General features: G+C 55.6%; 18 protein-coding genes. 10 read left to right on the top strand and 8 right to left on the bottom strand.

Annotation, left to right across the window (positions count from 1 at the left end; all coding sequences use genetic code 11):
* The first annotated feature begins 117 nt into the window (after positions 1 to 117).
* Entirely contained in the window at positions 118 to 2,238 is a 2,121-nt protein-coding gene (locus tag ACMYSK_RS03595; RefSeq protein ID WP_434640279.1) for a TonB-dependent siderophore receptor, read from the top strand.
* A gap of 65 nt (positions 2,239 to 2,303) precedes the next feature.
* Here the strand turns inward: ACMYSK_RS03595 and emtA are convergent, their stop codons facing one another.
* Positions 2,304 to 2,915, bottom strand: a complete 612-nt coding sequence (gene emtA / locus ACMYSK_RS03590) for a membrane-bound lytic murein transglycosylase EmtA (RefSeq protein ID WP_434640277.1) — start codon at positions 2,913 to 2,915, stop codon at positions 2,304 to 2,306.
* Positions 2,916 to 3,010: 95 nt separating this feature from the next.
* On the opposite strand from emtA, the gene ldcA reads away from it, so the two are divergent.
* Positions 3,011 to 3,925, top strand: a complete 915-nt coding sequence (ldcA, locus tag ACMYSK_RS03585) for a muramoyltetrapeptide carboxypeptidase (RefSeq protein WP_434640275.1) — start codon at positions 3,011 to 3,013, stop codon at positions 3,923 to 3,925.
* 92 nt (positions 3,926 to 4,017) lie between these two features.
* Complete coding sequence (locus tag ACMYSK_RS03580) at positions 4,018 to 5,751, top strand: potassium/proton antiporter (protein ID WP_434640274.1); 1,734 nt, start codon at positions 4,018 to 4,020, stop codon at positions 5,749 to 5,751.
* 201 nt (positions 5,752 to 5,952) lie between these two features.
* Here ACMYSK_RS03580 and ACMYSK_RS03575 read toward each other — a convergent pair whose 3' ends face one another.
* Complete coding sequence (locus tag ACMYSK_RS03575) at positions 5,953 to 8,640, bottom strand: cation-transporting P-type ATPase (RefSeq protein WP_434640272.1); 2,688 nt, start codon at positions 8,638 to 8,640, stop codon at positions 5,953 to 5,955.
* A gap of 50 nt (positions 8,641 to 8,690) precedes the next feature.
* Entirely contained in the window at positions 8,691 to 9,122 is a 432-nt protein-coding gene (locus ACMYSK_RS03570) for a universal stress protein (protein WP_434640270.1), read from the bottom strand.
* A 533-nt stretch (positions 9,123 to 9,655) separates the two neighbouring features.
* On the opposite strand from ACMYSK_RS03570, the gene ACMYSK_RS03565 reads away from it, so the two are divergent.
* The 3 genes from ACMYSK_RS03565 to ACMYSK_RS03555 are packed head-to-tail and all read left to right on the top strand — an operon-like array spanning position 9,656 to position 14,765.
* Complete coding sequence (locus ACMYSK_RS03565; RefSeq protein WP_434640269.1) at positions 9,656 to 10,741, top strand: efflux RND transporter periplasmic adaptor subunit; 1,086 nt, start codon at positions 9,656 to 9,658, stop codon at positions 10,739 to 10,741.
* Positions 10,741 to 13,803, top strand: coding sequence for an efflux RND transporter permease subunit (locus tag ACMYSK_RS03560; protein ID WP_434640267.1), 3,063 nt, complete (start codon positions 10,741 to 10,743; stop codon positions 13,801 to 13,803). The genes ACMYSK_RS03565 and ACMYSK_RS03560 overlap by 1 nt, the downstream gene beginning before the upstream one ends.
* Positions 13,804 to 13,841: 38 nt before the next feature.
* On the top strand, positions 13,842 to 14,765 hold the full coding sequence (locus tag ACMYSK_RS03555) for an acyltransferase (protein WP_434643824.1): 924 nt from the start codon (positions 13,842 to 13,844) through the stop codon (positions 14,763 to 14,765).
* Positions 14,766 to 14,793: 28 nt separating this feature from the next.
* On the opposite strand, the gene pagP is transcribed toward ACMYSK_RS03555, so the two are convergent.
* The 3 genes from pagP to ACMYSK_RS03540 form a co-directional block, all read right to left on the bottom strand.
* A complete protein-coding gene (pagP, locus tag ACMYSK_RS03550) occupies positions 14,794 to 15,369 on the bottom strand; it encodes a lipid IV(A) palmitoyltransferase PagP (RefSeq protein WP_004863830.1) in 576 nt (191 codons plus the stop codon).
* 411 nt (positions 15,370 to 15,780) lie between these two features.
* A complete protein-coding gene (gene dadX / locus ACMYSK_RS03545; protein ID WP_434640265.1) occupies positions 15,781 to 16,851 on the bottom strand; it encodes a catabolic alanine racemase DadX in 1,071 nt (356 codons plus the stop codon).
* Positions 16,852 to 16,860: 9 nt separating this feature from the next.
* Positions 16,861 to 18,159: a D-amino acid dehydrogenase gene (locus tag ACMYSK_RS03540; RefSeq protein ID WP_434640263.1), complete on the bottom strand. Its 1,299-nt coding sequence runs from the start codon at positions 18,157 to 18,159 to the stop codon at positions 16,861 to 16,863.
* A 321-nt stretch (positions 18,160 to 18,480) separates the two neighbouring features.
* On the opposite strand from ACMYSK_RS03540, the gene ACMYSK_RS03535 reads away from it, so the two are divergent.
* The gene (locus ACMYSK_RS03535; protein WP_434640261.1) at positions 18,481 to 20,013 is read left to right on the top strand and encodes a SpoVR family protein; all 1,533 of its coding nucleotides are present in this window, start codon (positions 18,481 to 18,483) and stop codon (positions 20,011 to 20,013) included.
* 57 nt (positions 20,014 to 20,070) lie between these two features.
* Here ACMYSK_RS03535 and fadR read toward each other — a convergent pair whose 3' ends face one another.
* Positions 20,071 to 20,790, bottom strand: coding sequence for a fatty acid metabolism transcriptional regulator FadR (gene fadR / locus ACMYSK_RS03530; protein WP_434640259.1), 720 nt, complete (start codon positions 20,788 to 20,790; stop codon positions 20,071 to 20,073).
* A gap of 239 nt (positions 20,791 to 21,029) precedes the next feature.
* Here fadR and nhaB point away from each other — a divergent pair, with 239 nt between their 5' ends.
* From nhaB to ACMYSK_RS03515, 3 genes are all read left to right on the top strand, one after another.
* Positions 21,030 to 22,580 carry a sodium/proton antiporter NhaB gene (nhaB, locus tag ACMYSK_RS03525; protein WP_434640257.1) on the top strand — a complete coding sequence of 517 codons (1,551 nt, stop codon included), beginning with the start codon at positions 21,030 to 21,032 and terminating at the stop codon, positions 22,578 to 22,580.
* A 135-nt stretch (positions 22,581 to 22,715) separates the two neighbouring features.
* Positions 22,716 to 23,246 carry a disulfide bond formation protein DsbB gene (gene dsbB / locus ACMYSK_RS03520; protein ID WP_434640255.1) on the top strand — a complete coding sequence of 177 codons (531 nt, stop codon included), beginning with the start codon at positions 22,716 to 22,718 and terminating at the stop codon, positions 23,244 to 23,246.
* A gap of 117 nt (positions 23,247 to 23,363) precedes the next feature.
* Positions 23,364 to 23,708, top strand: coding sequence for a DUF1971 domain-containing protein (locus ACMYSK_RS03515; protein WP_434640254.1), 345 nt, complete (start codon positions 23,364 to 23,366; stop codon positions 23,706 to 23,708).
* A gap of 76 nt (positions 23,709 to 23,784) precedes the next feature.
* Here ACMYSK_RS03515 and ACMYSK_RS03510 read toward each other — a convergent pair whose 3' ends face one another.
* Entirely contained in the window at positions 23,785 to 24,231 is a 447-nt protein-coding gene (locus ACMYSK_RS03510) for a YcgN family cysteine cluster protein (protein WP_434640252.1), read from the bottom strand.
* Positions 24,232 to 24,272 lie beyond the last annotated feature (41 nt).

Here is a 24,272-nt window from a genome sequence, read left to right as displayed (position 1 = left end):
ATCATGAGAAGGCAAACAATAATAATTCGCATTACTTTTTTACGAAAGATGACACTTTCGTTTTTTATTCGTGGCGGCGTACAGGAGTACCAGGCTACGTCAACTCAGGATTATGTCATGACCGCTCGCGTCACCTTCAAACGCTCCGCCTTGCTATGCGCGCTGGCCGCCGCCTTCCCTCTCGCCAGCCTGGCGGAAGAGACGGTTGTTGTCACCGCTCAGCCCATCGATTCCGCCACCTCGCCGACGCAAGGCTATAGCGCAAAAACCTCAGCCGGTGCGACAAAAACCGATCAGCCGTTGATTACCACCGCGCAGTCGGTCTCCGTTATCACCCGCCAGCAGATGGATGACCAGGGGGCTAATACCATCAGCCAGGCGCTGACCTATACTCCGGGGGTTTACTCTAGCTTCGGCGGCGGAGCAACCCGCTTTGATACGGTGTCGTTACGCGGCTACCACGGCGGCGACGTTGATAACCTGTTCCTGGACGGCATGCGCCTGATGAGCGACGGCGGCAGCCACAACGTGCTGCAAATCGATCCGTGGTTTATTGAGCGGGTAGATGTCATCAGAGGCCCGTCTTCGGCCCTGTACGGCCAGAGCGTGCCGGGTGGCGTGGTGAACCTGACTTCTAAACGTCCGCAGTTTACCTCAGAAGGCCATTTCCGCCTCAGCGGCGGAACGCAAAATACGAAAGGGGCCGCCTTCGATTATACCGATGCCATCAACGATCAGTGGGCTTACCGGATTATCGGCATGACGCGGACCAGCGATACCCAGTACGATAATACCCGCGAAGAGCGCTACGCTATTTCGCCTTCCCTGCTCTGGCAGCCGGATTCCGACACCTCAATGCTGCTGCGCGCCTACCTGCAAAAAGATCCATCAGGCGGCTATCACGGTTCGCTGCCGCTGGAGGGCACCCGCTACGCACACAACGGACGTAAGCTGTCCACCAGCACCAACGAAGGCGACCCATCAGACGGATATCAACGCCGCGAGCAAATCTACAGCTACGAGTTTAATCATCAGTTCAACGACGTCTGGTCGGCCTATTCCGCCGGAAGCTACACCCACACCAACGTGTCGCTGGATCAGGTGTATCAGGTCGGCTGGATTGATGACAGCGATATGCTGGCGCGCGGCTACAGCGGCTCTCGCGGCTCTCTGGACGCCTGGTCCACCGATAACCGTCTGCGTGCCGATTTCACCACCGGCGATCTGGCACATACGCTGATCCTCGGTGCGGAATATCACCGTTTCCGCAACGATCTGTGGACCGGAGCCGGGAGCGCATCGCCGCTCGACCCGTTTAGCGGCTACACTGCGCAAACCGGGCATACCGTGACCTACAGCGATAACAATAACCGTCGCTATTACCAGACGGGGATCTACCTTCAGGATGAAATGGTCTGGGAACGCTGGCATCTGGATGTTTCCGGTCGGTACGATCGCATTGTTTCTCAGCAGGTCAGCGATACCTTCGGCACCGCCAGCCGCCGCTCCGATGACCATATCAGCGGCCGGGCATCGCTGCTGTACGCCCTGGAAAACGGCCTCTCGCCGTATCTGAGCTATAGCCAGGCGATTACGCCAGCCATGTTGCCGGGAGCCAACGGAACGCTGCTCAAGCCCACGACCGCTGAGCAGGTGGAAGCGGGGCTGAAATTCCAGCCGCCGGGTACCGCCGATATGTACAGCATTGCCATCTACGATTTGACGCAAAAAGATGTGGCAACGCGCGACCCGAATATCGCCACCGCGACCTTTATTCCGGCGGGTAAGGTCCACTCTCAGGGCGTTGAACTGGAGATGCACAACCAGATTACACCGGAGCTGAGCACCCTCGCCTCCTACACCTGGAACCGCCTGCGCTTCCAGGACACCAAGGATGGTACCAACGATAATACGCCGCAGCTGACGCCGGATCAGATGGCCTCTTTCTGGGCGCGCTATCAGTTCCCGGCAGGCATTAGCGCAGGGGCTGGCGTACGCTATATCGGCAAGCAGTGGGCGGATGATGCCAACACCGAACGTCTGCCGTCGGTCACCTTGCTCGATGCCATGGTGCGCGCCGATCTTGGCGTCTGGTCACCGTCGTTGAAAGGGGCTTTTGTGCAGGTCAATGCCAACAACCTGAGCGACCGGGAGTATATCTCCGGCTGCTACGGTACCGGCAACTGTTACTGGGGAGCCGAGCGCACCGTGACGGCCACCGTCGGCTACGACTTCTAGGGATTGTCTGAAAAGCGTTCCGCTCGCGCTGGTCGAACACAGCGCGAGCGGAAAAAACGACATCACTACATGGCGTCCAGCGCCTGCTGCAGCTTCCAGATATAGCGCGGAGCCTGCGGAGCCGGATGTTTTTTCACCACGTGCTCAAAGAACTCATCGGCGTCCATATCATTGATCTCATCAATGGCATCCTGGCGATTCGAGGAGAACGTGCGCAGCAGCGCCCCGGCGCCGTTGGCGTAGGAAACCACCACCGCATAGCGCATCACCTGCGGATCTTTAATCCCGGCAAGCGGACCATTCTCGAGGATGCTCAGGTAAGCCGCCCCCATTGAAATATTACGTTCAGGATTTTTTAGCTCGCTGACCGACGGCTCGCCGCGCCAGCCCATACGCCGGTAGACATCGCGACCGGATGTTGAGGGCTTCAACTGCATCAGGCCAACCGCGCCTGATTTGCTGATAACCGTCGGATTGCCGCCGGATTCAATGGCGATAATCGCCGTCACCAGCTGCGGGTCAACGCCCCACGCCGCACCGGCTTTTTCACTGATTGGCATCCACTGCATCGCGCGCTTAACCGGAACTTCAGCGTTCCACGGCGGGTTACGGTAATCCTGTTTCGAGCTACAGCCGGCCAACAATACAACGATAAAAACACACCATCTCAATTTCACACATCTATCCTTATTGGCTGAAGTTTGCCGCGTGGAGATGACAATAATCGCTCCAGGCGGCATGATAACCCTTTCATTCTTAGCAAGGAATTGTCATGTCTCAGTTTTATCTGGTCGCCCCCTCAGGGTACTGCCTCAACCAGGAGGCGGCGAACCGCGGCGTTCAGCGCCTGCAGGAAGCCGGGCATCAGGTCATGCACCAGGAGGTCATTCCCCGCCGCCAGCAGCGGTTTGCCGGAACTGAGCATGAACGCCTGAGCGACATTAACCACCTGGCCACCCTTGAAGGTGCTAACCGTATCGTGATGCCGGTACGCGGCGGCTACGGCGCCAGCCGCCTGCTCCCTCACATCGACTGGCAGGCCCTCATTGCGCGCCAGCGGCAAAACCCGCTATTCATTTGCGGACACAGCGATTTTACAGCGATTCAAATGGGACTGCTGGCAAAGGGTAGCATAATCACCTTCAGCGGTCCGATGCTGGCAGGTAACTTCGGAGCCGAAACGCTGGATGCATTTACCGAACACCACTTCTGGCAGGCCCTGCGTAGCCCGGAATTTACCCTTGAGTGGCCGGGAGAAGGCCCGGACTGTCGGGCCCAGGGCACCTTATGGGGCGGAAATCTGGCCATGTTAACCTCGCTTCTCGGGACGCCCTGGATGCCGCAGATAGCCAACGGCATTCTGGTGCTGGAAGATATTAACGAACATCCGTTCCGCGTGGAACGGATGCTGTTACAGCTGCTGAATAGTGGTATCCTCGCGCAGCAGCGGGCCATTGTTCTCGGCAGCTTTACCGGCGCTAACCCTAACGACTACGATGCCGGGTATGATTTACCCATGGTTTACGACTATCTCCGCGCGCAGCTCGATGTTCCGCTTATCAGCGGGTTAGACTTCGGCCACGAACAGCGAACCGTGACCCTGCCCCTCGGCGCAAATGCGCTGTTGGTGAACAATGCGGCCACCACCACCTTAACCCTCAGCGGACATCCGGTACTGACAGAATAAAAACTTCTGTTACACATTTTCGGATACGCTACAGGTTGTTAAAATGATGTCACTTTCATAAAAACTTCACGCCAGTAAGGAGTACGTCAACTTTGGACGCCGGTGCGGTCATTAGTCTGTTTATTCTGGGTTCTGTATTAGTAACCTGTAGCATTTTATTGAGTTCCTTTTCCTCACGCCTTGGCATCCCGATTCTGGTTATCTTCCTCGCCATCGGTATGCTGGCGGGCGTCGACGGTATTGGCGGCATCCCTTTTGACAACTACCCTTTCGCCTATATGGTGAGTAACCTGGCGCTGGCGGTTATCCTGCTGGATGGCGGGATGCGCACTCAGGCGAGCTCGTTCCGCGTTGCGCTCTGGCCGGCCCTCTCCCTGGCTACCGTCGGCGTACTGATTACCTCCTGCTTGACCGGAATGATGGCCGCGTGGCTGTTCCATCTCGATCTTATCGAAGGGATGCTGATCGGCGCGATTGTCGGCTCAACCGATGCCGCGGCGGTCTTCTCGCTGCTCGGCGGCAAAGGGCTGAACGAACGCGTGGGCTCGACGCTGGAGATTGAATCCGGCAGCAACGATCCGATGGCGGTGTTCCTGACCATCACGCTTATCGAGATGATTCAGCAGCATGAAAGCGGCCTGAGCTGGATGTTTGCCGTACATATCGTGCAGCAGTTCGGCCTGGGTATTGCTATCGGTCTCGGCGGCGGCTATCTGCTGTTGCAGATGATTAACCGTATCGTTCTGCCTACCGGTCTGTATCCGCTGCTGGCGCTGAGCGGCGGGATTATGATTTTTGCCGTGACCACATCGCTGGACGGTAGCGGCATTCTGGCGGTGTATCTGTGCGGCTTCCTGCTGGGCAACCGACCTATTCGCAACCGTCACGGGATCCTGCAAAACTTTGACGGACTGGCGTGGCTGGCGCAAATCGCTATGTTCCTGGTGCTCGGTCTGCTGCTCACGCCGTCGGATCTGTGGCCTATCGCGATTCCGGCGCTGCTGCTGTCGATGTGGATGATTTTTATCGCCCGTCCGCTGTCGGTGTTTGCCGGCCTGCTGCCGTTTCGCGGCTTTAACCTGCGCGAGCGGGTGTTTATTAGCTGGGTTGGCCTGCGCGGTGCGGTGCCGATTATTCTCGCCGTCTTCCCGATGATGGCCGGCCTTGAAAATGCCCGCTTATTCTTTAATGTCGCCTTCTTCGTGGTGCTGGTTTCGCTACTGTTGCAGGGAACATCGCTCTCCTGGGCGGCCAAAAAAGCCAAAGTGGTGGTCCCGCCGGTCGGCTGGCCCATTTCCCGTGTCGGGCTGGATATTCACCCGGAAAACCCCTGGGAGCAGTTTGTTTATCAGCTGAGCGCCGATAAATGGTGCGTCGGCGCGGCGCTGCGCGATTTGCATATGCCGCCGGAAACGCGCATTGCCGCGCTGTTCCGCGACAATGTGCTGCTGCATCCGACCGGCAGTACCCGTCTGCTTGAAGGCGATATTCTCTGCGTCATTGGCCGCGAGCACGACCTGCCTGCGCTGGGCAAAATGTTCAGCCAGTCGCCTCCGGTGGCGCTCGATCAGCGCTTCTTCGGCGACTTTATTCTGGATGCCAGCGCAAAATTCGCCGATGTGGCACAAATTTATGGCCTGGACGGCGGGGAAGAGTTTCGCGATCACCAGCAGTCGCTGGGCGATGTGATTCAGCATCTGCTCGGTGCTGCGCCGGTCGTCGGGGATCAGGTGGAGTTCGCCGGAATGCTATGGACGGTCGCGGAGAAAGAAGAAGACCACGTGTTGAAGGTCGGGGTTCGCGTGGCGGATGATGAGGCGGAGTGATCCGCCTCATCATCCTGGTTAAGATATTAATATTGCATACTTTTGCTCATTGCAGAGCCGCATAAAACCCCCGACATTACCTCCGCAAACCCGCTAGCGTGGCCTTCAGGGCCACGCTAGCCGTGGGAAAGACCAATCCCCGATGCCCGCCTATCTTTTACCTGAACGTTTTCACAGTAGGCATCCTCATGTCGATGTACATCAGGCAGTACGCCATTTCCGGGTTAACGGTTTTTCGATTTCCACAATCAGGAACATCACAAATCCGATGACAAACGTGATCACCCAATAGCGGAACGGCAGCGCGGTGGTACCAAACAGCATTTGCATAAACGGCACGTAGATGATCAGCAGTTGCAGCACCAGCAGGACGGCGCTGACGATCCAGATGCCTCTGTTTGCCAGTAGCCCTTTACTCAGAGAAAAACCGTCGGCGACGCGGCAATTGAGCATATAAAACCACTGAGCGGTCACCAGCGTTTGCAGCAGGACGGTACGAATAAACTCTGGCGAATAACCGCGTGGCTGGAGCCAGGCTTCCAGAACGAAGGCGCTCACGGCTATCATCGAACCAACAAAAATCACCCGCCAGATAGCGAAACCATCCATAACATGCAGCTTAGGATCGCGCGGTGGGCGCTTCATAATGTTCTTCTCGCCGGCCTCAAACGCCAGGCCAAACGACAGCGTGGCGGAGGTCGCCATGTTCATCCACAGGATCAGCACCGGGGTCAGCGGAATTAAATTCCCTGCCAGCAGGGCAATAATAATGAGCAGCCCCTGCGCCAGGTTGGTTGGCATAATAAAAAGGATGGTTTTCTTCAGATTATCGTACACCCGCCGCCCTTCCCTGACCGCGCTGGCGATGGTGGCGAAGTTGTCATCGGTCAGCACCATATCGGCCGCCTCTTTGGTCACCTCGGTTCCCTTAATGCCCATGGCGATGCCAACATCGGCCTGTTTCAGCGCCGGGGCATCGTTCACCCCGTCGCCGGTCATCCCCACCACCTCTTTTTTACTCTGCAGCGCCTGCACCAGACGGAATTTATCTTCCGGGCTGGTACGGGCGAAAATATCAAATTTCTGCGCGGCTTCGCTGAGCTGCAGGTCGTCCATCACCTCCAGTTCACGCCCGGTGATGGCATTGCCGGCATTGCCAATGCCAAGCATTTTGCCGATGCTCATCGCGGTTTGCGGGTGATCGCCGGTGATCATTTTCACGCGAATGCCCGCCTGCAGGCAGTCGCCAATCGCCGTAATCGCTTCCGGACGCGGCGGGTCCATCATTCCGGCAATACCGAGGAGGATAACCCCCTGCTGCAGATCCTGATGGGTCAGCTCGCTTTGCCCGCTGGCCGCCGGTTTCCACGCCGCCGCGACCATTCGTAACCCTTCCCGCGCATACTCTTCAATTTTTGCTTCCCAGTAAGGCTGATTCAGCGGCTGCAGGCCGTCCTCGGTCTGCTGCTGCTGACAAAGCCGGAACAGTACATCCGGGGCACCGGTGATTAAGATCATCTCTTCATTACCGATCCGATAGAGCGTCGACATATATTTATATTGCGAATCAAAAGGGATCTTGCTGCGCAATTCGGTTGCCACCACCGGCAGCGCGACTTTCGCCGCCAGCACTTTCAGCGCCCCTTCCGTTGGACCGCCGGTAATTTTCCATAACCCGCTTTCATCCTTGATAAGCTGGCTGTCATTACATAAATCAATGGTCCTCAAATAGCGCTCAAGCAGCGTACCGGGCGCCACCACAACCGGCCCGGCCCCATCTACCGGGTGAATATTCCCGATCGGTTCATAGCTATCACCTTCTACCCGATAGACGGTATCCGCCGTAATGACGGCTTTTACCGTCATCTCGTTCATGGTCAGCGTCCCGGTTTTATCCGAGCAGATCACCGTCATCGCCCCGAGAGTCTCAACGGTCGGCAGCTTGCGGATAATCGCCTTCTGCCGCGCCATGGTCTGCACGCCCAAAGAGAGTATGATCGAGATTATCGCCGGTAAACCTTCCGGCACCGAGGCCACCGCAAGACTTATCAGCGAGAGCATCAGCTCTGAAACCGGCATATCGCGAAACAGCAGGCTGAAGACGAACAGCGCGGCCATCATCACCAGAATGATAATAAAGATGGCTTTGCCGAGCTTATCCATCTGTACCAGCAGCGGCGTACGGTGCTTTTCAATATCCGCCATCATCTGGTTGATATGGCCCAGTTCAGTATCCCCGCCAGTCGCTACCACCAGGCCTTTACCGCCGCCAGAACTGATCGTGGTCCCCGAAAACAGCAGGTTCGTGCGATCGCCGAGAGGAAGATCGCCGCTCAGCGCCTCGGTGTTTTTTTCCACGACCGTCGACTCGCCGGTAAGAATCGCCTCTTCCACGCGCAGATTGTGGGCTTCAATAACCCGCAGGTCGGCAGGGATTCGGTCGCCCGCACGGATCACCACAATGTCACCCGGCACCAGCGCGGTGGTTGCCACCGTTTCATGGTTCCCCTGGCGAATCACCACCGCTTCGCTGGAAAGCATATTGCGAATGCTCTGCAGCGATTTTTCCGCATTACTTTCCTGAATATGGCCAATCAGGGCATTAATCACTGCGACGCCCAGAATTACCAGGGTATCGACCCAGTGCCCCATGACCGCAGTCAGCAGCGCGGCCGCCAGCAGGACGTAAATCAGAACATCGTTGAAATGGGCCAGGAAACGGAGCCACGCGGGCTTGCCCGGCTTTTGTGGTAGCGCATTCTCACCGTACTGCTGGAGTCGCGAGGCGGCTTCTGCACTGCTAATACCTTCGGAGGAACTGTTGATGCTGGTCAGGGTTTCATCCACGGAGAGCTTGTAGAACGGGCCAGCCGGTTTGTCTGTACTCATAGTTATCTCCTCACTCCTGTAACGGAAATCAGAACAGCATCAGGCCGCCCCTAACGCACAACGAAAACCGGAACGTGGGCATAACGCACGATGCTTGCCGCCTCGGAACCCAGCAAATGGGTCTGAATATTGGGGTTACGCGAGCCAATAATCACTACATCCGCCTGCAGCTCATCGGCCAGTTTGATCACTTCATCACGAATATTGCCGCTGCGGACATGAATATGGATGTCACTTTCCGGCAGGCTGGACTTTTTGGCCAGTTCAGCAAGTTTTTCCTCTGAGTTTTTAATCAGATAGTCTTCCATTTTTCGCGCATCAGAAATAAATCCGCGCGTCAGCTGCGGGGAAAACAGCGGGTTTACATGCACTAAATGAATTTGCCCAAAAGCGCTTTGCGCGAGAAACTGAGCATGGGATAACGCTTTGTCGGCGAGGCCGATTTCAAAGACATCAACCGGGACCAGGATATTTTTATACATACAGACAATCCTTTTATTACCAATAGAATAGTTGGCGATTAACGCCTGACGTGTCGTATTGAGGAAAGAATCTCAGAAACAAAAGCTGGTACAGAAGTCGGTATAATTAAACGTAGCACAGGACGGTTAACATTATTCAACCACCAATTATTATATTGAAAAATATCACAGAGCCCGCCCACCCTCAGACAAATCGGCTGAAAACACCGCTAAAATGCCGACATAAGGACAATTTTTACTCTTTTTAACATTTCCGCTTTTCTACGACTATGCTCATAATCAGGAGCTATAGCACTTCCAAAAACCACTCCATAATTAGGTATATGAGAATTTACTTACTATATATCCAGTACTAAAGGAGACGCGATGTTTGGCTATAGTCTGGTCCGTCTGAGCCTGTTTATCGCCCTGGCAATCATTGCCTGTACGGCGACAGGTTTATTCACTTATGTCGTTGTCTCCGCGTTGGCTGAATAATCATGGCGCTTGTAACAAACATGTAAAATAAATCTATTCACTCTGAGGGGAATACAGTGAAGCGTTATTTTTCTCTCATTCCTGTTGTTATTTTAATAACAACAGCTTGCGATCAGAAAGCACCTCAGGTCACGCCACTACCGCGGATGGTTAAAGCGGTGGAGGTGACCGCCGTCGGTGATTTACAGCAACGTGTTTTTCCTGCACGCATCGAATCCGGGGATTCGACGGATCTGTCTTTTAAACGCGGTGGCCAGGTTGAATCGCTCGACGTTCGTCAGGGTGCAAACATTACGCAAGGACAGGTCCTCGCCCGCCTTAATGCCCGGGAAGTCCAACAGCGCGTCAATGAACGACAAACAGCCGCCACGCTCGCACAGCGGCAGTTCGATCGTTTCCAGACCCTGGCCGGCCGCCAGGCTATTTCGAAAGCCGAAATGGACATCCAGCGCGCCAGCCGCGACTCGGCAAATGCCGCGCTGAAAATTGCCCGCGAAGAACTCGACCAGATGACGCTAAACGCGCCATTCAGCGGGGTAGCGGCCAGCGTGCCGGTTCGCAATCACCAGGTGGTCGCCGCCGGCCAGACCATTGTGACCCTAACGCGTACCGATCTCCTCGATGTGGTCTTCAGTATTCCGGAAAACCTGTTTAGCACCTTTGATATTCGCAACGCGCAGTACCGCCCGATAGTGAAAATCAACGCCCTGCCGGACCGCCAGTTCACCGCCCAGTACAAAGAACATTCCGGTAGCAGCGACAATAGCACTCTCACCTGGCAGGTGATTTTGACCATGCCGCGCCCGGCTGATTTCCCTGCGGTGGGCGGCGTCAGCGGCACCGTGACGGTGAATCTGGCAAATCTGCCCGCCAACGCGGGTCGTGAAGCGCTGGTGGTGCCGGTTGAGGCGGTATTCAATCCCGATAATCATCCACGCAACGAGCCGCACGTGTGGGTGATTAAAGGCGATGGCGAGCAACTGCATCTTGAGGATCGCAAAGTGAGCGTCGGGCAGGTGACAACCCAGGGGGTGGTTATTACCGACGGGCTCAGCGCCGGCGAGCGCGTTGTGGCGGCTGGAGTAAGCGAACTGCATGCCCAACAGCCGGTTAGAATCTGGACGCGTGAACGAGGCCTGTAATGGATATCTCTCGCCAGTTTATTAATAATCCCGTTCGCGTCTGGCTCACTATTCTGCTGCTGGGCATTGGCGGTATTTTCGCCCTGCTCAATATCGGCCGTCTGGAAGATCCGGCCTTTACCATTAAAACGGCGGTAGTCATTACCCACTATCCTGGCGCATCGGCGCAACAGGTCGAGGAAGAGGTCACCCTGCCGCTGGAAAACGCCCTGCAACAGTTGCCCTACCTGGATAACGTCAGCTCTATTTCGTCCAACGGGCTGTCGCAGATTACGGTGAATATCGCCTCGAATTACCACTCCAACGAGCTGCCGCAAATCTGGGACGAGCTGCGGCGCCGGGTGGGCGATGCGGCCCGCCTCTTCCCGCCGGGCGTAGTTTCCCCCTTCGTGAACGATGATTTTGGCGACGTATTTGGCTTCTTCTTTGCCATTTCCGGCGACAGTTTTACCAATCCGGAGCTGGTCCGCTATGCCGAGCAGCTGCGCCGGGAGCTGGTGCTGGTGCCCGGCGTCGGCAAGGTTGCCATCGGCGGGGCGATCCCCCAGCAAATTAACATTGATATCTCGCTGCCTAAAATGGCGGCACTCGGTATCACGCTTAACCAGCTTTCCGCCATTCTCAGCCGTCTGAACGTCGTTTCCAGCGCCGGGGAGATAACATCCGGCAGCGAGTCCATTCGCCTGCATCCGACCGGAGAATTTGAAAATATCGACGAGCTGGGCGACCTGCCGATCAACCCGCACGGTACAGGAGCGGCGACCCGGCTGCGGGATATTGCGACGATCTCGCGCGGACTGAGCGAATCCCCATCCAGCATCTACCACGCCAACGGCCGCCAGGCGGTGACGATGGGCGTCTCGTTCATTCCCGGCGTCAACGTCATCGATGTTGGCCATGCGCTGGAGGCAAAGCTGGAACAAATGTCGGCGGAAAAACCCGCCGGGATTCACCTCGATCTGTTCTACGATCAGGCGGCTGAAGTTGGCCACTCGGTTAACGGCTTTATCACTAATTTTTTAATGGCGCTGGCCATTGTTGTCGGCGTGCTGCTGATCTTTATGGGCGTGCGCAGCGGCATTATTATCGCGTTCTCGCTGGCGCTCAACGTGCTGGGCACGCTGCTGATTATGTATCTATGGGGTATTGAGCTACAGCGGATCTCGCTGGGGGCGCTCATTATCGCCCTTAGCATGCTGGTCGATAATGCCATCGTGATTGTCGAAGGGGTGCTGATTGCCCGCCAGCAGGGGTCAACGTTACTGACCGCCATCAACTACGTTATCCGCCGTTCCGCCCTGCCCCTGCTAGGGGCAACGGTGATTGCGATCCTCGCCTTCGCGCCCATCGGCCTGTCGCAGGACTCGACGGGGGAGTATTGTAAATCGCTGTTCCAGGTGCTGTTAATCTCCCTGATGCTCAGCTGGTTCTCGGCGCTCACCATTACCCCCGTGCTGATCAAATGGTGGCTGTTTAAAGGCGCTGCCTCCCCGCCGCCGGCCGCTGAGGCCGATCCTTACCGCGGACGCTTTTACCGCAGCTATCAGCGGATCCTCAATGTTCTGTTGCGGCAAAAAACCGTCACCCTCGTGGTGATGGCCGCGCTACTGGCCGGTGCAGTCTGGGGATTTGGCTCGGTGCGGCAGAACTTTTTCCCGTCATCCAATACGCCGATCTTCTTTGTTGATCTGTGGCTGCCCTACGGCACCGACATTGCCTCCACGGAAAAAATGGCCAGCGATATCGAAACCGCGATTAACGGCCAGCCCGGCGTCATCACCACCGTGGCGACCGTCGGTCAGGGCAGCATGCGCTTTATCCTCACCTATAGCGGCCAGCGCCAGTACAGCAACTATGCGCAGATCATGGTGCGCATGGACGACCAGCGTAGTATTGACGCCCTCACTCGCCACATGGATGCCTATATTGCGCGCAACTATCCGCAGGTGAATGCCAGCAGCAAGCGGGTGATGTTTGGGCCATCCGGCGACAGCGCCATCGAGGTGCGAATTAAAGGCCCCGATCCCGACAGATTGCGGCTGATAGCCAGCCAGGTAAGCACTATCCTAACGGCAGATCCGGCCGTCGGCAGCGTGCGTAACGACTGGCAAAACCGCAGTAAAACGATCCGCCCGCAGTATTCCCCGACCCTGGGGCGCGAGCTGGGGGTGGATAAGCAAGATATCGACAGTGCGCTGCAGATAAATTTCAGCGGTAGCCGCGCCGGGTTGTACCGCGAAGGCGCCGATCTGCTGCCGGTGGTGGTGCGCCCGCCGGCCGCCGAACGTCAGGATGCTAACCATCTGAAAAACGTGCTGGTGTGGAGCCAAAGCCGTCAGCAGTACATTCCCCTGAGCAACGTGGTCAGCGGCTTTAACCTCGAATGGGAAGACCCGTTAATTCTGCGCCGCGACCGCAGCCGCGTGCTCACGGTGATGACCGGCCCCGACCCGCTGAGCAATCAAACCCCGGGCGATATTCTGGCGCGGGTCCAGCCGCAGATTAACGCACTCAGCCTGCCGCACGGCTACAGCATTGAGTGGGGAGGCGACGCGGAGAACTCCAGCGAAGCGCAGCAGGGGCTGTTCACCACCCTGCCATTAGGTTATCTGGTGATGTTCGTCATCACCGTCCTGATGTTCAGCTCGCTGAAAAATGCCGTTGCCATCTGGCTGACCGTGCCGCTGGCGCTGATCGGCGTGACGCCAGGATTTTTAATTACCGGCATCCCTTTTGGTTTTATGGCGCTTATCGGCTTACTCAGCCTGAGCGGAATGCTTATCCGTAACGGCATCGTGCTGGTCGAAGAGATTGAACAACAAAAACAGGAAAAACCGCAGCACGAGGCGATTATCTATGCGGCCACCTCGCGCTTACGCCCGATACTGCTCACGGCCTTCACCACCGTGCTCGGCCTGGCGCCGCTGCTGCTGGACGTCTTCTTCCAGAGTATGGCGGTCGTTATTATGTTCGGGCTGGGTTTTGCGACCATTCTGACGCTACTGGTTCTTCCGGTTATTTACGCCTGTTTCCACCCTAAGGATATGCAGCAACCACAATGAACACCACCGGGTTAAATATTATTAAAACGCTGGGATGCATGACGGCGGTAACGTTCTTTACCATCTATAACACTTGGGATCGGTATGATTACGATTACCACTGGATCCTCGGCTTTCTGACGTTTATCTCGACCATCACCACACCGCTGTTTTTTGTGGTGGCCGGCTATCTCGATGCCCAGTCCCGGCATAGTACGAGCTGGCAGATGGGAAAAATTAAAAGCGTGGTGATCGTCTTTCTTTTCTGGATGACGATTTACTACCTCTGGGAGCCTTACCAGCGCGGCTATCTTATCCAGCCGTGGTTTGTCTTCGCCTTTATTGTGATTTATACCTTCCACCCGCTGATCGAGTGGCTAAGCCAGCGCAGAAGGCTCTTCTTTGGCGTGGTGTTTGTATTGCTGCTTTTCTCCTATGGTTACGACCTGCTGGCGGCCCTCTATCCCAACGTGCATACGCTGACGCTGGCGCCGCAGTACCGCCTGTGGACCTGGCTGTTGTTCTATTTAACCGGTCAGCTGTTTAGCGACCCGCTGGTGGTGCGCTGGCTTAATCGCGATAACGTGGTCAAAGCCACGATGTTTGCGATACCCTTTATTTATCTTTTCACCTGGTTTTACGAGCGCCATTTCTTTTTCGCCCTGTTCAAGGCCGACAGAAATGCGTTCATTCTCACCGGTTCGCAAATTTATATTCTGGTGGTCGCGCTGGTTATTGCGGCCAACGGCGTCCGTTTCCGGAAAAACAGCGAGTTTAAAGAGAGTATTCTGGCGGCAATCAGCAAAACGATGACCGGGGTTTATATCCTCCATTACTCAATTTTTCATCTCCTGAGCACCCTTATCCCAATCAGTTCGCTAACCACAAAATTAATGCTGATTGCCCTCACGTTTATCGTCTCGGTATTGATTTCAATGCTGGCGTTATCCAACTCCATCGCTAAAAAAGTGATCACCCTTTAAATCACCAGCGCTCTGCCTGGCGCCGGGTTTAAAAACCATAGCGCAGCCAGGCAAACAGAACGTTACCGTTATTGTAGGTGCCTGGAATATAGGTGAACTGTACGCTAAGTCGCCGATAGCTCGCGGAAAACAAGGGAAGAATAATCGGTAAGGGCACGTAATTAGCGAAATCATCGCGGGCGGTGATCCCGGCGGTCACGCCAAGACCAAGCCGGAAATCCTGGCGGCTATCCAGATACCAGCCCTTCTCCCAGCCGTAGCCAACGATCGGCTGCCACTTGTTATGTGAATCCTTAAACATCATGGCGTATAGCGAGCTCCAGTCGCCGTCATCGTGATAACGAGAGAGGCCGAAGCCGCCGCCCCAGGGCATCTCGTTGTAGTTATCCGTTTTCTCTTTATCGTAGGTTAAACGGTTGTGCCAGCTAAGAAACGGCAGATACAGGTCATAGTTTTGCGGCTGATTCCAGGTTTGCGAAACATCGTTTTTGAGCCAGTTCCACCAGCCGCTGATGCGCTGTTCGCCGTAAACATGGTCTTCAGCCTGTACCGCAGTGGCGAAAATAACCAGGGTTGCCCACACTATCAGCCGACAATGTTGCATAGATTTTTCCTTAAAAAATCACCGGTAACTATTCCGTCTGGAATAATAAACACCCTTCGCAAATATCACCGCCGCCATTTTGCTGCTAACTGACGTCCCTTATGACAGGTATATAGTCGCTGGCCAGGCGATCTCCAGCACGATAAAGCCTACCATGTCTGAATCAGGACATTCTCACGACGCTCATTGAATAAGGCGTATACGCTGACCGGGAAATAACAGGATGTTCTCTGCAGTATAATCCCGATTCAGGGGAGGCGGGAAAACGCCGCCAACGTACTGCTGACACGGGTATTTCCCTGGCATACAACGGCATCGGTTTTCCTGACCACCGTAAGCGGAAAACCAGAACTCCAGTAACTTACTGAAATTCTGGCTCATAAGACCGGCGAATGGCGCCGTTCAGGTAAGTTACCCTGTCACTACTGGAACGCGAGGTGCCAGCGCGCACATTAACTCATAGCCGACGGTGCCGCAGGCGCTGGCGACATCGTCAATTTTAATCTCCTTGCCCCACAGCTCGACCGGCGCGCCGATCCCGGCCTGCGGGCAAGGTGTTAAATCCACCGCCAGCATATCCATTGAGACCCGACCAACCGTGGTCGTACGCACGCCGTCAACCAGCACCGGCGTACAGTCCGGTGCCACGCGCGGGTAGCCGTCCGCATAGCCGCAGGCCACAATCCCAATACGCTGCTCGCCTGATGCCCGGTACAGGCCGCCGTAGCCAACCGCCTCTCCCGCTTTCAGGTTTTGTACGGCGATGATTTCGCTACTGAGCGTCATCACCGGCTTCAGGCCGCTATTAGCGACATCCTGCCATTGGCCGGAAGGCGATGCGCCATACAGCACAATCCCCGGTCTCACCCAGTCGAAATGGGCTTCCGGATGCCATAGCGTAGCCGCCGAGTTTGACAGCGAGCGCGGGCAGTCCAGCCCTTCCGCCGCCTGCTCGATGCGGCGCATCGGCTCAATGATGCCCTGCGGATTCTCCGCATCGGCAAAATGCGACATCAGCGTCATTTCACTGACGTTACTCAGCGCCCGCAGCTGCGACCAGACGGTATGAAGACGATCCGGCATAAAGCCCAGCCGGTTCATCCCGCTGTTGACCTTGACGTAGATATCCAACGGCGCGTGCAGCTTCGCCTGCTGGAGCGCTTTAATTTGCCAGTTGCTGTGGACGCTGATCGTCAGACGGTATTTATCAAACAGCGCCAGCTCATCGGCGTGGAAGAAACCTTCCAGCATCAGAATCGGCCCTTTCCAGCCATGCTCGCGCAGCAGGATCGCCTCTTCAAGATTGAGCATCGCAAAACCATCTGCTCCGCTCAACGCGCTCCAGACGCGCGACAAACCATGACCATAGGCGTTGGCTTTCACCACCGCCCACAGACGGGAGCCGGGAGCCGCACGCCGGACAATCTGCAAATTCTGCCGCAAGGCCGGCAAATCAAGGCTGGCCAATACAGGACGGGACATGAAGACTCCTTAGTTATGGACGCCGTGCAGGTGCTGAGCGCGCGACGGGGTAAAGCCGGGGCTATAGCGCGCGACGGCCAGGTCATCGTACGGAATGGCCGGTGTACGGCCCGAGATCAAATCACTAAGCAGTTGCCCGGAACCACAGGCCATCGTCCAGCCCAGCGTGCCATGCCCGGTATTCAGCCACAAATTCTTATACGGGGTCCGCCCCACCACCGGCGTACCGTCAGGGGTCATCGGACGCAGCCCGGTCCAGAAGGTTGCCTGCTCAACGTGGCCACCGCGCGGGAACAGATCGCGCACCACCATCTCCAGCGTCTCCCGGCGCGGCTGCAGCAGCTCTTTATTAAAGCCGACGATCTCAGCCATGCCGCCCACGCGAATGCGCTGGTCAAAGCGAGTAATGGCGATTTTGTAGGTTTCATCAAGGATAGTCGATACCGGCGCACCGTCTTCTTGTGCAATCGGAATGGTCAGTGAATAGCCCTTCAGCGGATAGACCGGAATATCCACCAGCCCCTTCAGCATTGCGGTAGAGTAAGAACCAAAGGCCATCACGTAGGCATCGCCTTTGATAATTTCCGCGCCGCATTTCACCCCGGCAATCTGCTCTCCTTCATACAGCAGCGCATCTACCGGCGTATTAAACCGGAAGGTGACCCCGGCCTGCTCCGCCATGGCCGCCAGGCGCGTAGTAAACAGCTGGCAATCGCCGGTTTCATCATTAGGCAGACGCAGACCACCGGTCAGCTTGTGGCTGACCTCGGCCAGCGCAGGCTCCACTTCCAGCAGGCGCTTCGCCTCCAGCAACTGGTACGGTACGCCGGCATCTTCCAGCACAGCGATATCGCGGGTGGCGTTTTCATACTGTTTTTCGGTACGGAACAGCTGTAACGTGCCGCCCTGACGGCCCTCATACTGGATCCCGGTGGTTTCACGCAGCGCTTTCAGGCAGTCGCGGCTGTATTCCGCCAGACGCACCATCCGCCCTTTGTTTTCCATGTAATGGCGGGTATCGCAGTTGCGCAGCATTTGCCACATCCACTTCAGCTGGAACTGAGTTCCGTCAAGACCGATAGCCAGCGGCGCATGGCGCTGGAACATCCATTTGATGGCCTTCAGCGGCACGCCCGGCGCCGCCCACGGCGCAGCATAGCCCGGGGAAATTTGTCCGGCGTTAGCAGCGCTGGTCTCTTCTGCCGCACCGGGCTGACGATCGATAACCGTCACATCGTGACCCGCCTGGCTTAAATACCATGCACTCGCAACCCCAACCACCCCACTTCCCAGTATGACGACTCGCATAGCGACTCCGTAATAGTTAAAGAACAATCATCTGATTACAAATTGATAACTCAGTTGAAAATATTATTCAACATACGCTTTATTTATGGTGACTTAACTCACAGCAAACCGCACCAGCATTGACCCTATAGATTTACTATCTCCTGCTGCGCTTCATTTTTACCCAGAATAATATTCTGCAAGATGATGCAGAAAAGGCCTTTAAGATTGCTAAATCGCGAAGAAAAGAAATTGTCGGGAGGCGCAGTTTGTCATGCCCTGTTCTATGCTTGATGTGAGGCTCTCCGTACAGAGAGGGCCACCTACAACGAGGGCGCGCTAATGGCTACGATTGATTCCATGAACAGGGACACCACTCGTTTAAGCGATGGACCCGACTGGACTTTTGAACTGCTGGAAACCTACCTTACCGAGGTTGACCGGGTAGCGAAGCTGTATCGTCTCGACACCTATCCACACCAAATCGAAGTCATTACGTCCGAGCAGATGATGGACGCCTATTCCAGCGTCGGGATGCCCATCAACTACCCGCACTGGTCGTTCGGTAAGAAATTTATCGAAACCGAGCAAGCGTATAAGCACGGGCAGCAGGGGCTGGCCTATGAGATCGTGATTAACTCCAATCCCTGTATCGCTTATCTGATGGAGGAGAACACCATCACCATGCAGGCGCTGGTTATGGCCCATGCCTGCTACGGGCACAACTCTTTTTTCAAAAACAACTATCTGTTTCGCAGCTGGACCGACGCCAGCTCAATCATCGATTATCTGATTTTTGCCCGGAAATACATTACCGATTGTGAAGAGCGCTACGGCGTTGATGAGGTTGAGAAGCTCCTCGACTCCTGTCATGCCCTGATGAACTACGGCGTCGATCGCTATAAACGCCCGCAGAAAATCTCTTTGCAGGAGGAAAAAGCGCGGCAGAAAAGCCGGGAAGAGTATCTGCAAAGTCAGGTGAATATGCTGTGGCGTACCCTGCCAAAGCGGGAAGAAGAGAAAACCATTGAGTCCGCGCGCCGCTACCCTTCAGAGCCGCAGGAGAACCTGCTGTACTTTATGGAGAAGAATGCGCCGCTGCTGGAGCCGTGGCAGCGTGAAATCCTGCGCATTGTGCGCAAGGTCAGCCAGTATTTTTATCCGCAGAAGCAGACGCAGGTAATGAACGAAGGCTGGGCCACCTTCTGGCACTACACGATCCTCAATCACCTTTACGACGAAGGGAAAGTGACGGAACGTTTTATGCTGGAGTTTCTGCACAGCCACACCAACGTGGTGTTCCAGCCGCCCTATAACAGCCAGTGGTATAACGGGATCAACCCGTACGCGCTGGGCTTTGCCATGTTCCAGGACATTAAGCGAATTTGCCAGTCTCCGACCGAAGAGGACAGATACTGGTTCCCGGACATCGCCGGTTCCGACTGGCTGGAAACGCTCCATTTCGCGATGCGTGATTTTAAAGATGAGAGTTTTATCAGCCAGTTCCTGTCACCGAAAATCATGCGTGATTTCCGTTTCTTTACGGTGCTGGATGACGACCACAATAACTATCTGGAGATCTCCGCTATTCATAACGAAGAGGGATATCGGGAAATCCGCGCGAAGCTGTCTGCCCAGTACAACCTCAGCAACCTGGAGCCGAATATTCAGGTGTGGAGCGTCGATCTGCGCGGCGACCGTTCACTGACGCTGCGTTACGTGCCCCATAACCGCGTTCCGTTGGATAAAGGACGGCGGGAAGTGCTCAAGCACGTCCATCGCCTGTGGGGATTTGATATCCTGCTGGAGCAGCAAAATGCCGATGGCAGTATCGAACTGCTGGAGCGTAGCCCACCGCGCCAGAACACGCTGTAAAACGGTGAAAACAAAATGCCCGGCATAGTGCCGGGCATTTTTTTACGGTCGGTGTGCTTAACGCATGCCGATAACTAAATCGCCGGACATCGTTTTCTGCATCCGGTGCCAGATCTCGCCGCTGTCGTGGCCATAGCGACGCACTATCTCGTAAACCTTCTCGTGCAGCCCTTCTTCACACACTTTCGCCAGCTGGTGGTAGAAGCCCAGCGCCAGGCTGCGCGCTTCCGGGTTGGCAAAATAGTGACGACCGATGCGGGTGTACAGCCCTTTCATCCCGTTGAGGATCAGGCCGTAAATCGGGTTACCGGAGGCAAACGCCAGGCCGCGGAAAATGTTGTAATCCAGATCGGCAAACGCGTCGGCGTGATCTTCAACTTCACGCGCGCTGGCAAGCACTTCCAGCGCATTTTCAGGGTGCTGGCGGAAAGCGGTACGGATGAAGATCGTAGAGATATTGGTACGCACCGACAGCAGGTTATCAATCAGCTGTGGAACGCTGTCATGATCAAGACGCGCCAGAGTTTCGAGAATATTCAGCCCGGACGTTTCCCAGAAGTTATTCACCTTTGTCGGCTTACCGTGCTGGATAGTCAACCAACCGTCACGGGCCAGACGTTGCAACACTTCGCGTAAGGTGGTGCGGGTCACGCCAATGAGTTCAGAAAGTTCACGTTCAGCTGGGAGGATGGTTCCAGGGGGGAAGCGATTATTCCAGATGCTTTCAATGATGTACTCTTCCGCGAAACCCGCAGGGCTTTGCGCCTTAATGACCATAATTAGATTTCCATTACACAGCGTTGCAAATTCCACTCATCATACCAGAGCCGCTATAGAGCAGATAGCGCCAGAAAGTAATTAAAAGGGGATCGCCGTTTCATTTTCAGCTTTTCGTTCCTCCCGCCATCCCCGGAACGTGAGGCGAAGTAAGTTGCTTCCCATTTTGCTCAACTGGTAATCTTGTGAATAGTTACGCGTAAAATTATGTCATTAATTTGACGGGAAGGAAGTCTGTCGTGGAAATGTCTTATGGCCGCGCCCTGTGGCGCAATTTTCTTGGCCAGTCCCCTGACTGGTATAAACTCACTCTTATCATCGTTCTGCTGATTAACCCGCTGGTTTTTTATCTCAATCCGTTTATTGCCGGCTGGATGCTGGTGGTGGAGTTTATCTTCACCCTCGCCATGGCGCTTAAATGTTATCCGCTGCTGCCGGGGGGCCTGCTGGCGATTGAAGCCGTGATGATCGGCATGACCAGTGCGGAACACGTGCGCGAAGAAATTGCCAGTAATCTGGAGGTGCTCCTGCTGCTGATGTTTATGGTGGCGGGGATCTACTTCATGAAGCAGCTGCTGCTGTTTATCTTTACCCGCCTGCTGCTGGGCATTCGCAGCAAGATGCTGCTGTCGCTCTCTTTTTGCCTGGCTGCGGCCTTCCTCTCCGCGTTCCTTGACGCGTTGACCGTTGTGGCCGTGGTGATAAGCGTCGCGGTTGGCTTTTACGGTATCTATCACCGCGTCGCCTCCGCGCGCCCGGATGATAACGATATCCTCGATGACAGCCATATCGATCAGCATTATCGCGACGTTCTGGAACAGTTCCGCGGTTTTCTGCGCAGCCTGATGATGCATGCAGGCGTCGGGACAGCACTCGGCGGGGTGATGACCATGGTGGGCGAGCCGCAAAACCTGATTATTGCTAAAGCGGCTGGCTGGCACTTCGGTGAGTTCTTTTTACGTATGGCACCGGTCACGCTACCGGTGATGCTTTGTGGTCTGCTGACCTGCCTGCTGCTGGAGAAAAGCAAACGGTTCGGCTACGGCGAGCCGCTGCCGCCTGCCGTACGTAAGGTACTACAGGAATTCGACGATCGCAGCCGCCAGCAGCGTAGCCGTCAGGATCGCCTGCGGCTGATTGCTCAGGGGATTATCGGCATCTGGCTGGTCACCGCGCTGGCGATGCACCTCGCAGAAGTGGGGCTGATTGGCCTGTCGGTGATTATTCTGGCGACGACCTTCTCCGGCGTGACCGACGAGCATGCGATTGGTAAAGCGTTTACCGAGGCGCTGCCGTTCACCGCCCTGCTGACCGTCTTTTTCGCCGTGGTGGCGGTGATCATCGACCAGCATCTGTTTACGCCGGTGATTCAGTTTGTCCTCCAGGCCTCACCCCACGCCCAGCTGTCGTTGTTCTATCTGTTCAATGGATTACTGTCGTCCATTTCAGATAACGTCTTCGTCGGCACGGTGTATATTAACGAAGCCAAAACGGCGTTGCAGCACGGTGTTATCAGCCTGCCTCAGTTTGAGCTGCTGGCGGTGGCTATCAATACCGGCACCAACCTGCCTTCCGTCGCAACCCCTAATGGCCAGGCGGCATTTCTTTTCCTGCTGACCTCTGCGCTGGCGCCGCTGATTCGCCTCTCCTACGGTCGCATGGTGTGGATGGCGCTGCCTTACACCATTGTGATGACGCTGGTGGGGCTGCTGTGCGTGGAATTCACGCTGATGCCCGCCACTCAGTGGATGCTTGATCACCAGTGGATCGTCACGCCGCTGCTTCCTTAAAAAAACAGAGCGATCGTCCGCCGCACACCGGCGGATGGTCAAAATTCTTTTACGTAATATTTTCGGGCTTGCTGCTGGCGTCGGTTCGGTTTTCGTTTACACTGCCATGATTTAGCAAGTTCCAGGGAAATGACTATGTTGCGATATTTAAACCAGTGCTCAAGGGGACGCGGAGCCTGGCTCCTGATGGCGTTAACCGCTTTTATTCTTGAATTAGTCGCGCTCTGGTTCCAGCACGTGATGTTGCTGCAACCGTGTGTGATGTGTATTTATGAACGTTGTGCGCTATTAGGCATTATGGGCGCCGGTATTGTCGGAGCCATTGCGCCGAAAACACCGCTGCGTTATGTGGCGTTGGTTATCTGGCTGTACAGCGCGCTGCGAGGCCTGCAACTGGCATGGGAGCACACCATGATTCAGCTGCACCCTTCCCCGTTCCAGACCTGTGATTTCGCCGCCCGCTTTCCAACATGGCTGCCGCTGGATAAATGGATCCCGCAGATGTTCGTGGCCAGCGGTGACTGTTCCGTACGCCAGTGGGAGTTTCTGACGCTGGAGATGCCGCAGTGGCTGGTGGGGATCTTCGCCGCCTATCTGATCGTGGGTGTGCTGGTGCTGATTGCTCAGCCGTTCAAACCGAAAAAACGCGATCTCTTCGGGCGCTAAGCCAACGACAACGAAAACGCTCCTTCAGGGGCGTTTTTTTTTACCTGTCCATTGACGATGCCGCCCACAAAGATGCATATTAAATGCATCTTATAAATGTCGACTAAGGAGCTGACGATGTCTCACTTGCGTATTCCTGCTCACTGGAAAGTTAAACGCTCCACTCCGTTCTTCACCAGGGAGAACGTTCCTGCCGCCCTGCTCAGCCACCACAATACCGCCGCCGGCGTTTTTGGCCAGCTGTGCGTGATGGAAGGAACCGTCACTTATTATGGCTTTGCCGATGAGCAGGCTAGCGAACCGGAAGTAAAAGTGGTGATTAACGCCGGTCAGTTCGCCACCAGCCCACCACAGTACTGGCATCGCATTGAGATGAGCGACGATGCGCAGTTCAATATCAACTTCTGGGTTGAAGAGGACGCGCACGGCGAAGACGGGCTGTTTCACGCGAAGAAAGGCTGATCCAGGCCTCAGATACCTTAAAACACAAAACCCGCCTGGCGGCGGGTTTTAGCAAACAGCAGCAGGCGCTAACGCCTCACTGCGCCCAGTCAGGCTTATTCAGAATATGATCCTGCCAGTCGCGCACGGTCTCTTCTTTTACCGCAATATGACGTACGGAGATACGTTCACCGTGCATCGCCGCTTTTGAACCGCTGAGCAGCGGGTGCCAGTGCGGGAGAGGCTGACCTTCAGCAAGCAGGCGATAGGCGCAGGTCGGCGGCAGCCATTCAAACGTCGGCAGATTGTCTCGCGTGAGCTTAATGCAGTCCGGCTCGTACTCGAAGCGGCGTTCATAGTTACGGCACTGGCAGGTTTTGATATTGAGCTGACGACAGGCGACGTTGGTGAAATAAATCTCATCCGTATCCTCATCCATCAGCTTATGCAGGCAGCACTGTCCACAGCCGTCGCACAGCGATTCCCACTCCGCGTCGGTCATTTCATCAAGTGTTTTTTGCTGCCAGAAAAGTTGTTCGCTCATAGGGGATGTCCGTCATTGCCATTCAGGGTGCACCTTATAAC

Source organism: Klebsiella sp. I138 (genome assembly GCF_051131765.1).
Classification (GTDB): Bacteria; Pseudomonadota; Gammaproteobacteria; order Enterobacterales; family Enterobacteriaceae; genus Klebsiella.
Note: the sequence above shows the minus strand (reverse complement) of the source record. Positions and strands in the feature narration are given on the sequence as shown.

What these genes read in the sequence shown, in the direction of transcription:
- ACMYSK_RS03595 (WP_434640279.1), top strand. Translation starts at nt 118, where the DNA reads ATGACCGCTCGCGTCACCTTCAAACGCTCCGCCTTGCTATGCGCGCTG.
- ldcA (WP_434640275.1), top strand. Translation starts at nt 3,011, where the DNA reads ATGTCTCAGTTTTATCTGGTCGCCCCCTCAGGGTACTGCCTCAACCAG.
- ACMYSK_RS03575 (WP_434640272.1), bottom strand. Translation starts at nt 8,640, where the DNA reads ATGAGTACAGACAAACCGGCTGGCCCGTTCTACAAGCTCTCCGTGGAT.
- ACMYSK_RS03570 (WP_434640270.1), bottom strand. Translation starts at nt 9,122, where the DNA reads ATGTATAAAAATATCCTGGTCCCGGTTGATGTCTTTGAAATCGGCCTC.
- ACMYSK_RS03560 (WP_434640267.1), top strand. Translation starts at nt 10,741, where the DNA reads ATGGATATCTCTCGCCAGTTTATTAATAATCCCGTTCGCGTCTGGCTC.
- ACMYSK_RS03555 (WP_434643824.1), top strand. Translation starts at nt 13,842, where the DNA reads ATGACGGCGGTAACGTTCTTTACCATCTATAACACTTGGGATCGGTAT.
- pagP (WP_004863830.1), bottom strand. Translation starts at nt 15,369, where the DNA reads ATGCAACATTGTCGGCTGATAGTGTGGGCAACCCTGGTTATTTTCGCC.
- dadX (WP_434640265.1), bottom strand. Translation starts at nt 16,851, where the DNA reads ATGTCCCGTCCTGTATTGGCCAGCCTTGATTTGCCGGCCTTGCGGCAG.
- ACMYSK_RS03540 (WP_434640263.1), bottom strand. Translation starts at nt 18,159, where the DNA reads ATGCGAGTCGTCATACTGGGAAGTGGGGTGGTTGGGGTTGCGAGTGCA.
- ACMYSK_RS03535 (WP_434640261.1), top strand. Translation starts at nt 18,481, where the DNA reads ATGGCTACGATTGATTCCATGAACAGGGACACCACTCGTTTAAGCGAT.
- fadR (WP_434640259.1), bottom strand. Translation starts at nt 20,790, where the DNA reads ATGGTCATTAAGGCGCAAAGCCCTGCGGGTTTCGCGGAAGAGTACATC.
- dsbB (WP_434640255.1), top strand. Translation starts at nt 22,716, where the DNA reads ATGTTGCGATATTTAAACCAGTGCTCAAGGGGACGCGGAGCCTGGCTC.
- ACMYSK_RS03515 (WP_434640254.1), top strand. Translation starts at nt 23,364, where the DNA reads ATGTCTCACTTGCGTATTCCTGCTCACTGGAAAGTTAAACGCTCCACT.
- ACMYSK_RS03510 (WP_434640252.1), bottom strand. Translation starts at nt 24,231, where the DNA reads ATGAGCGAACAACTTTTCTGGCAGCAAAAAACACTTGATGAAATGACC.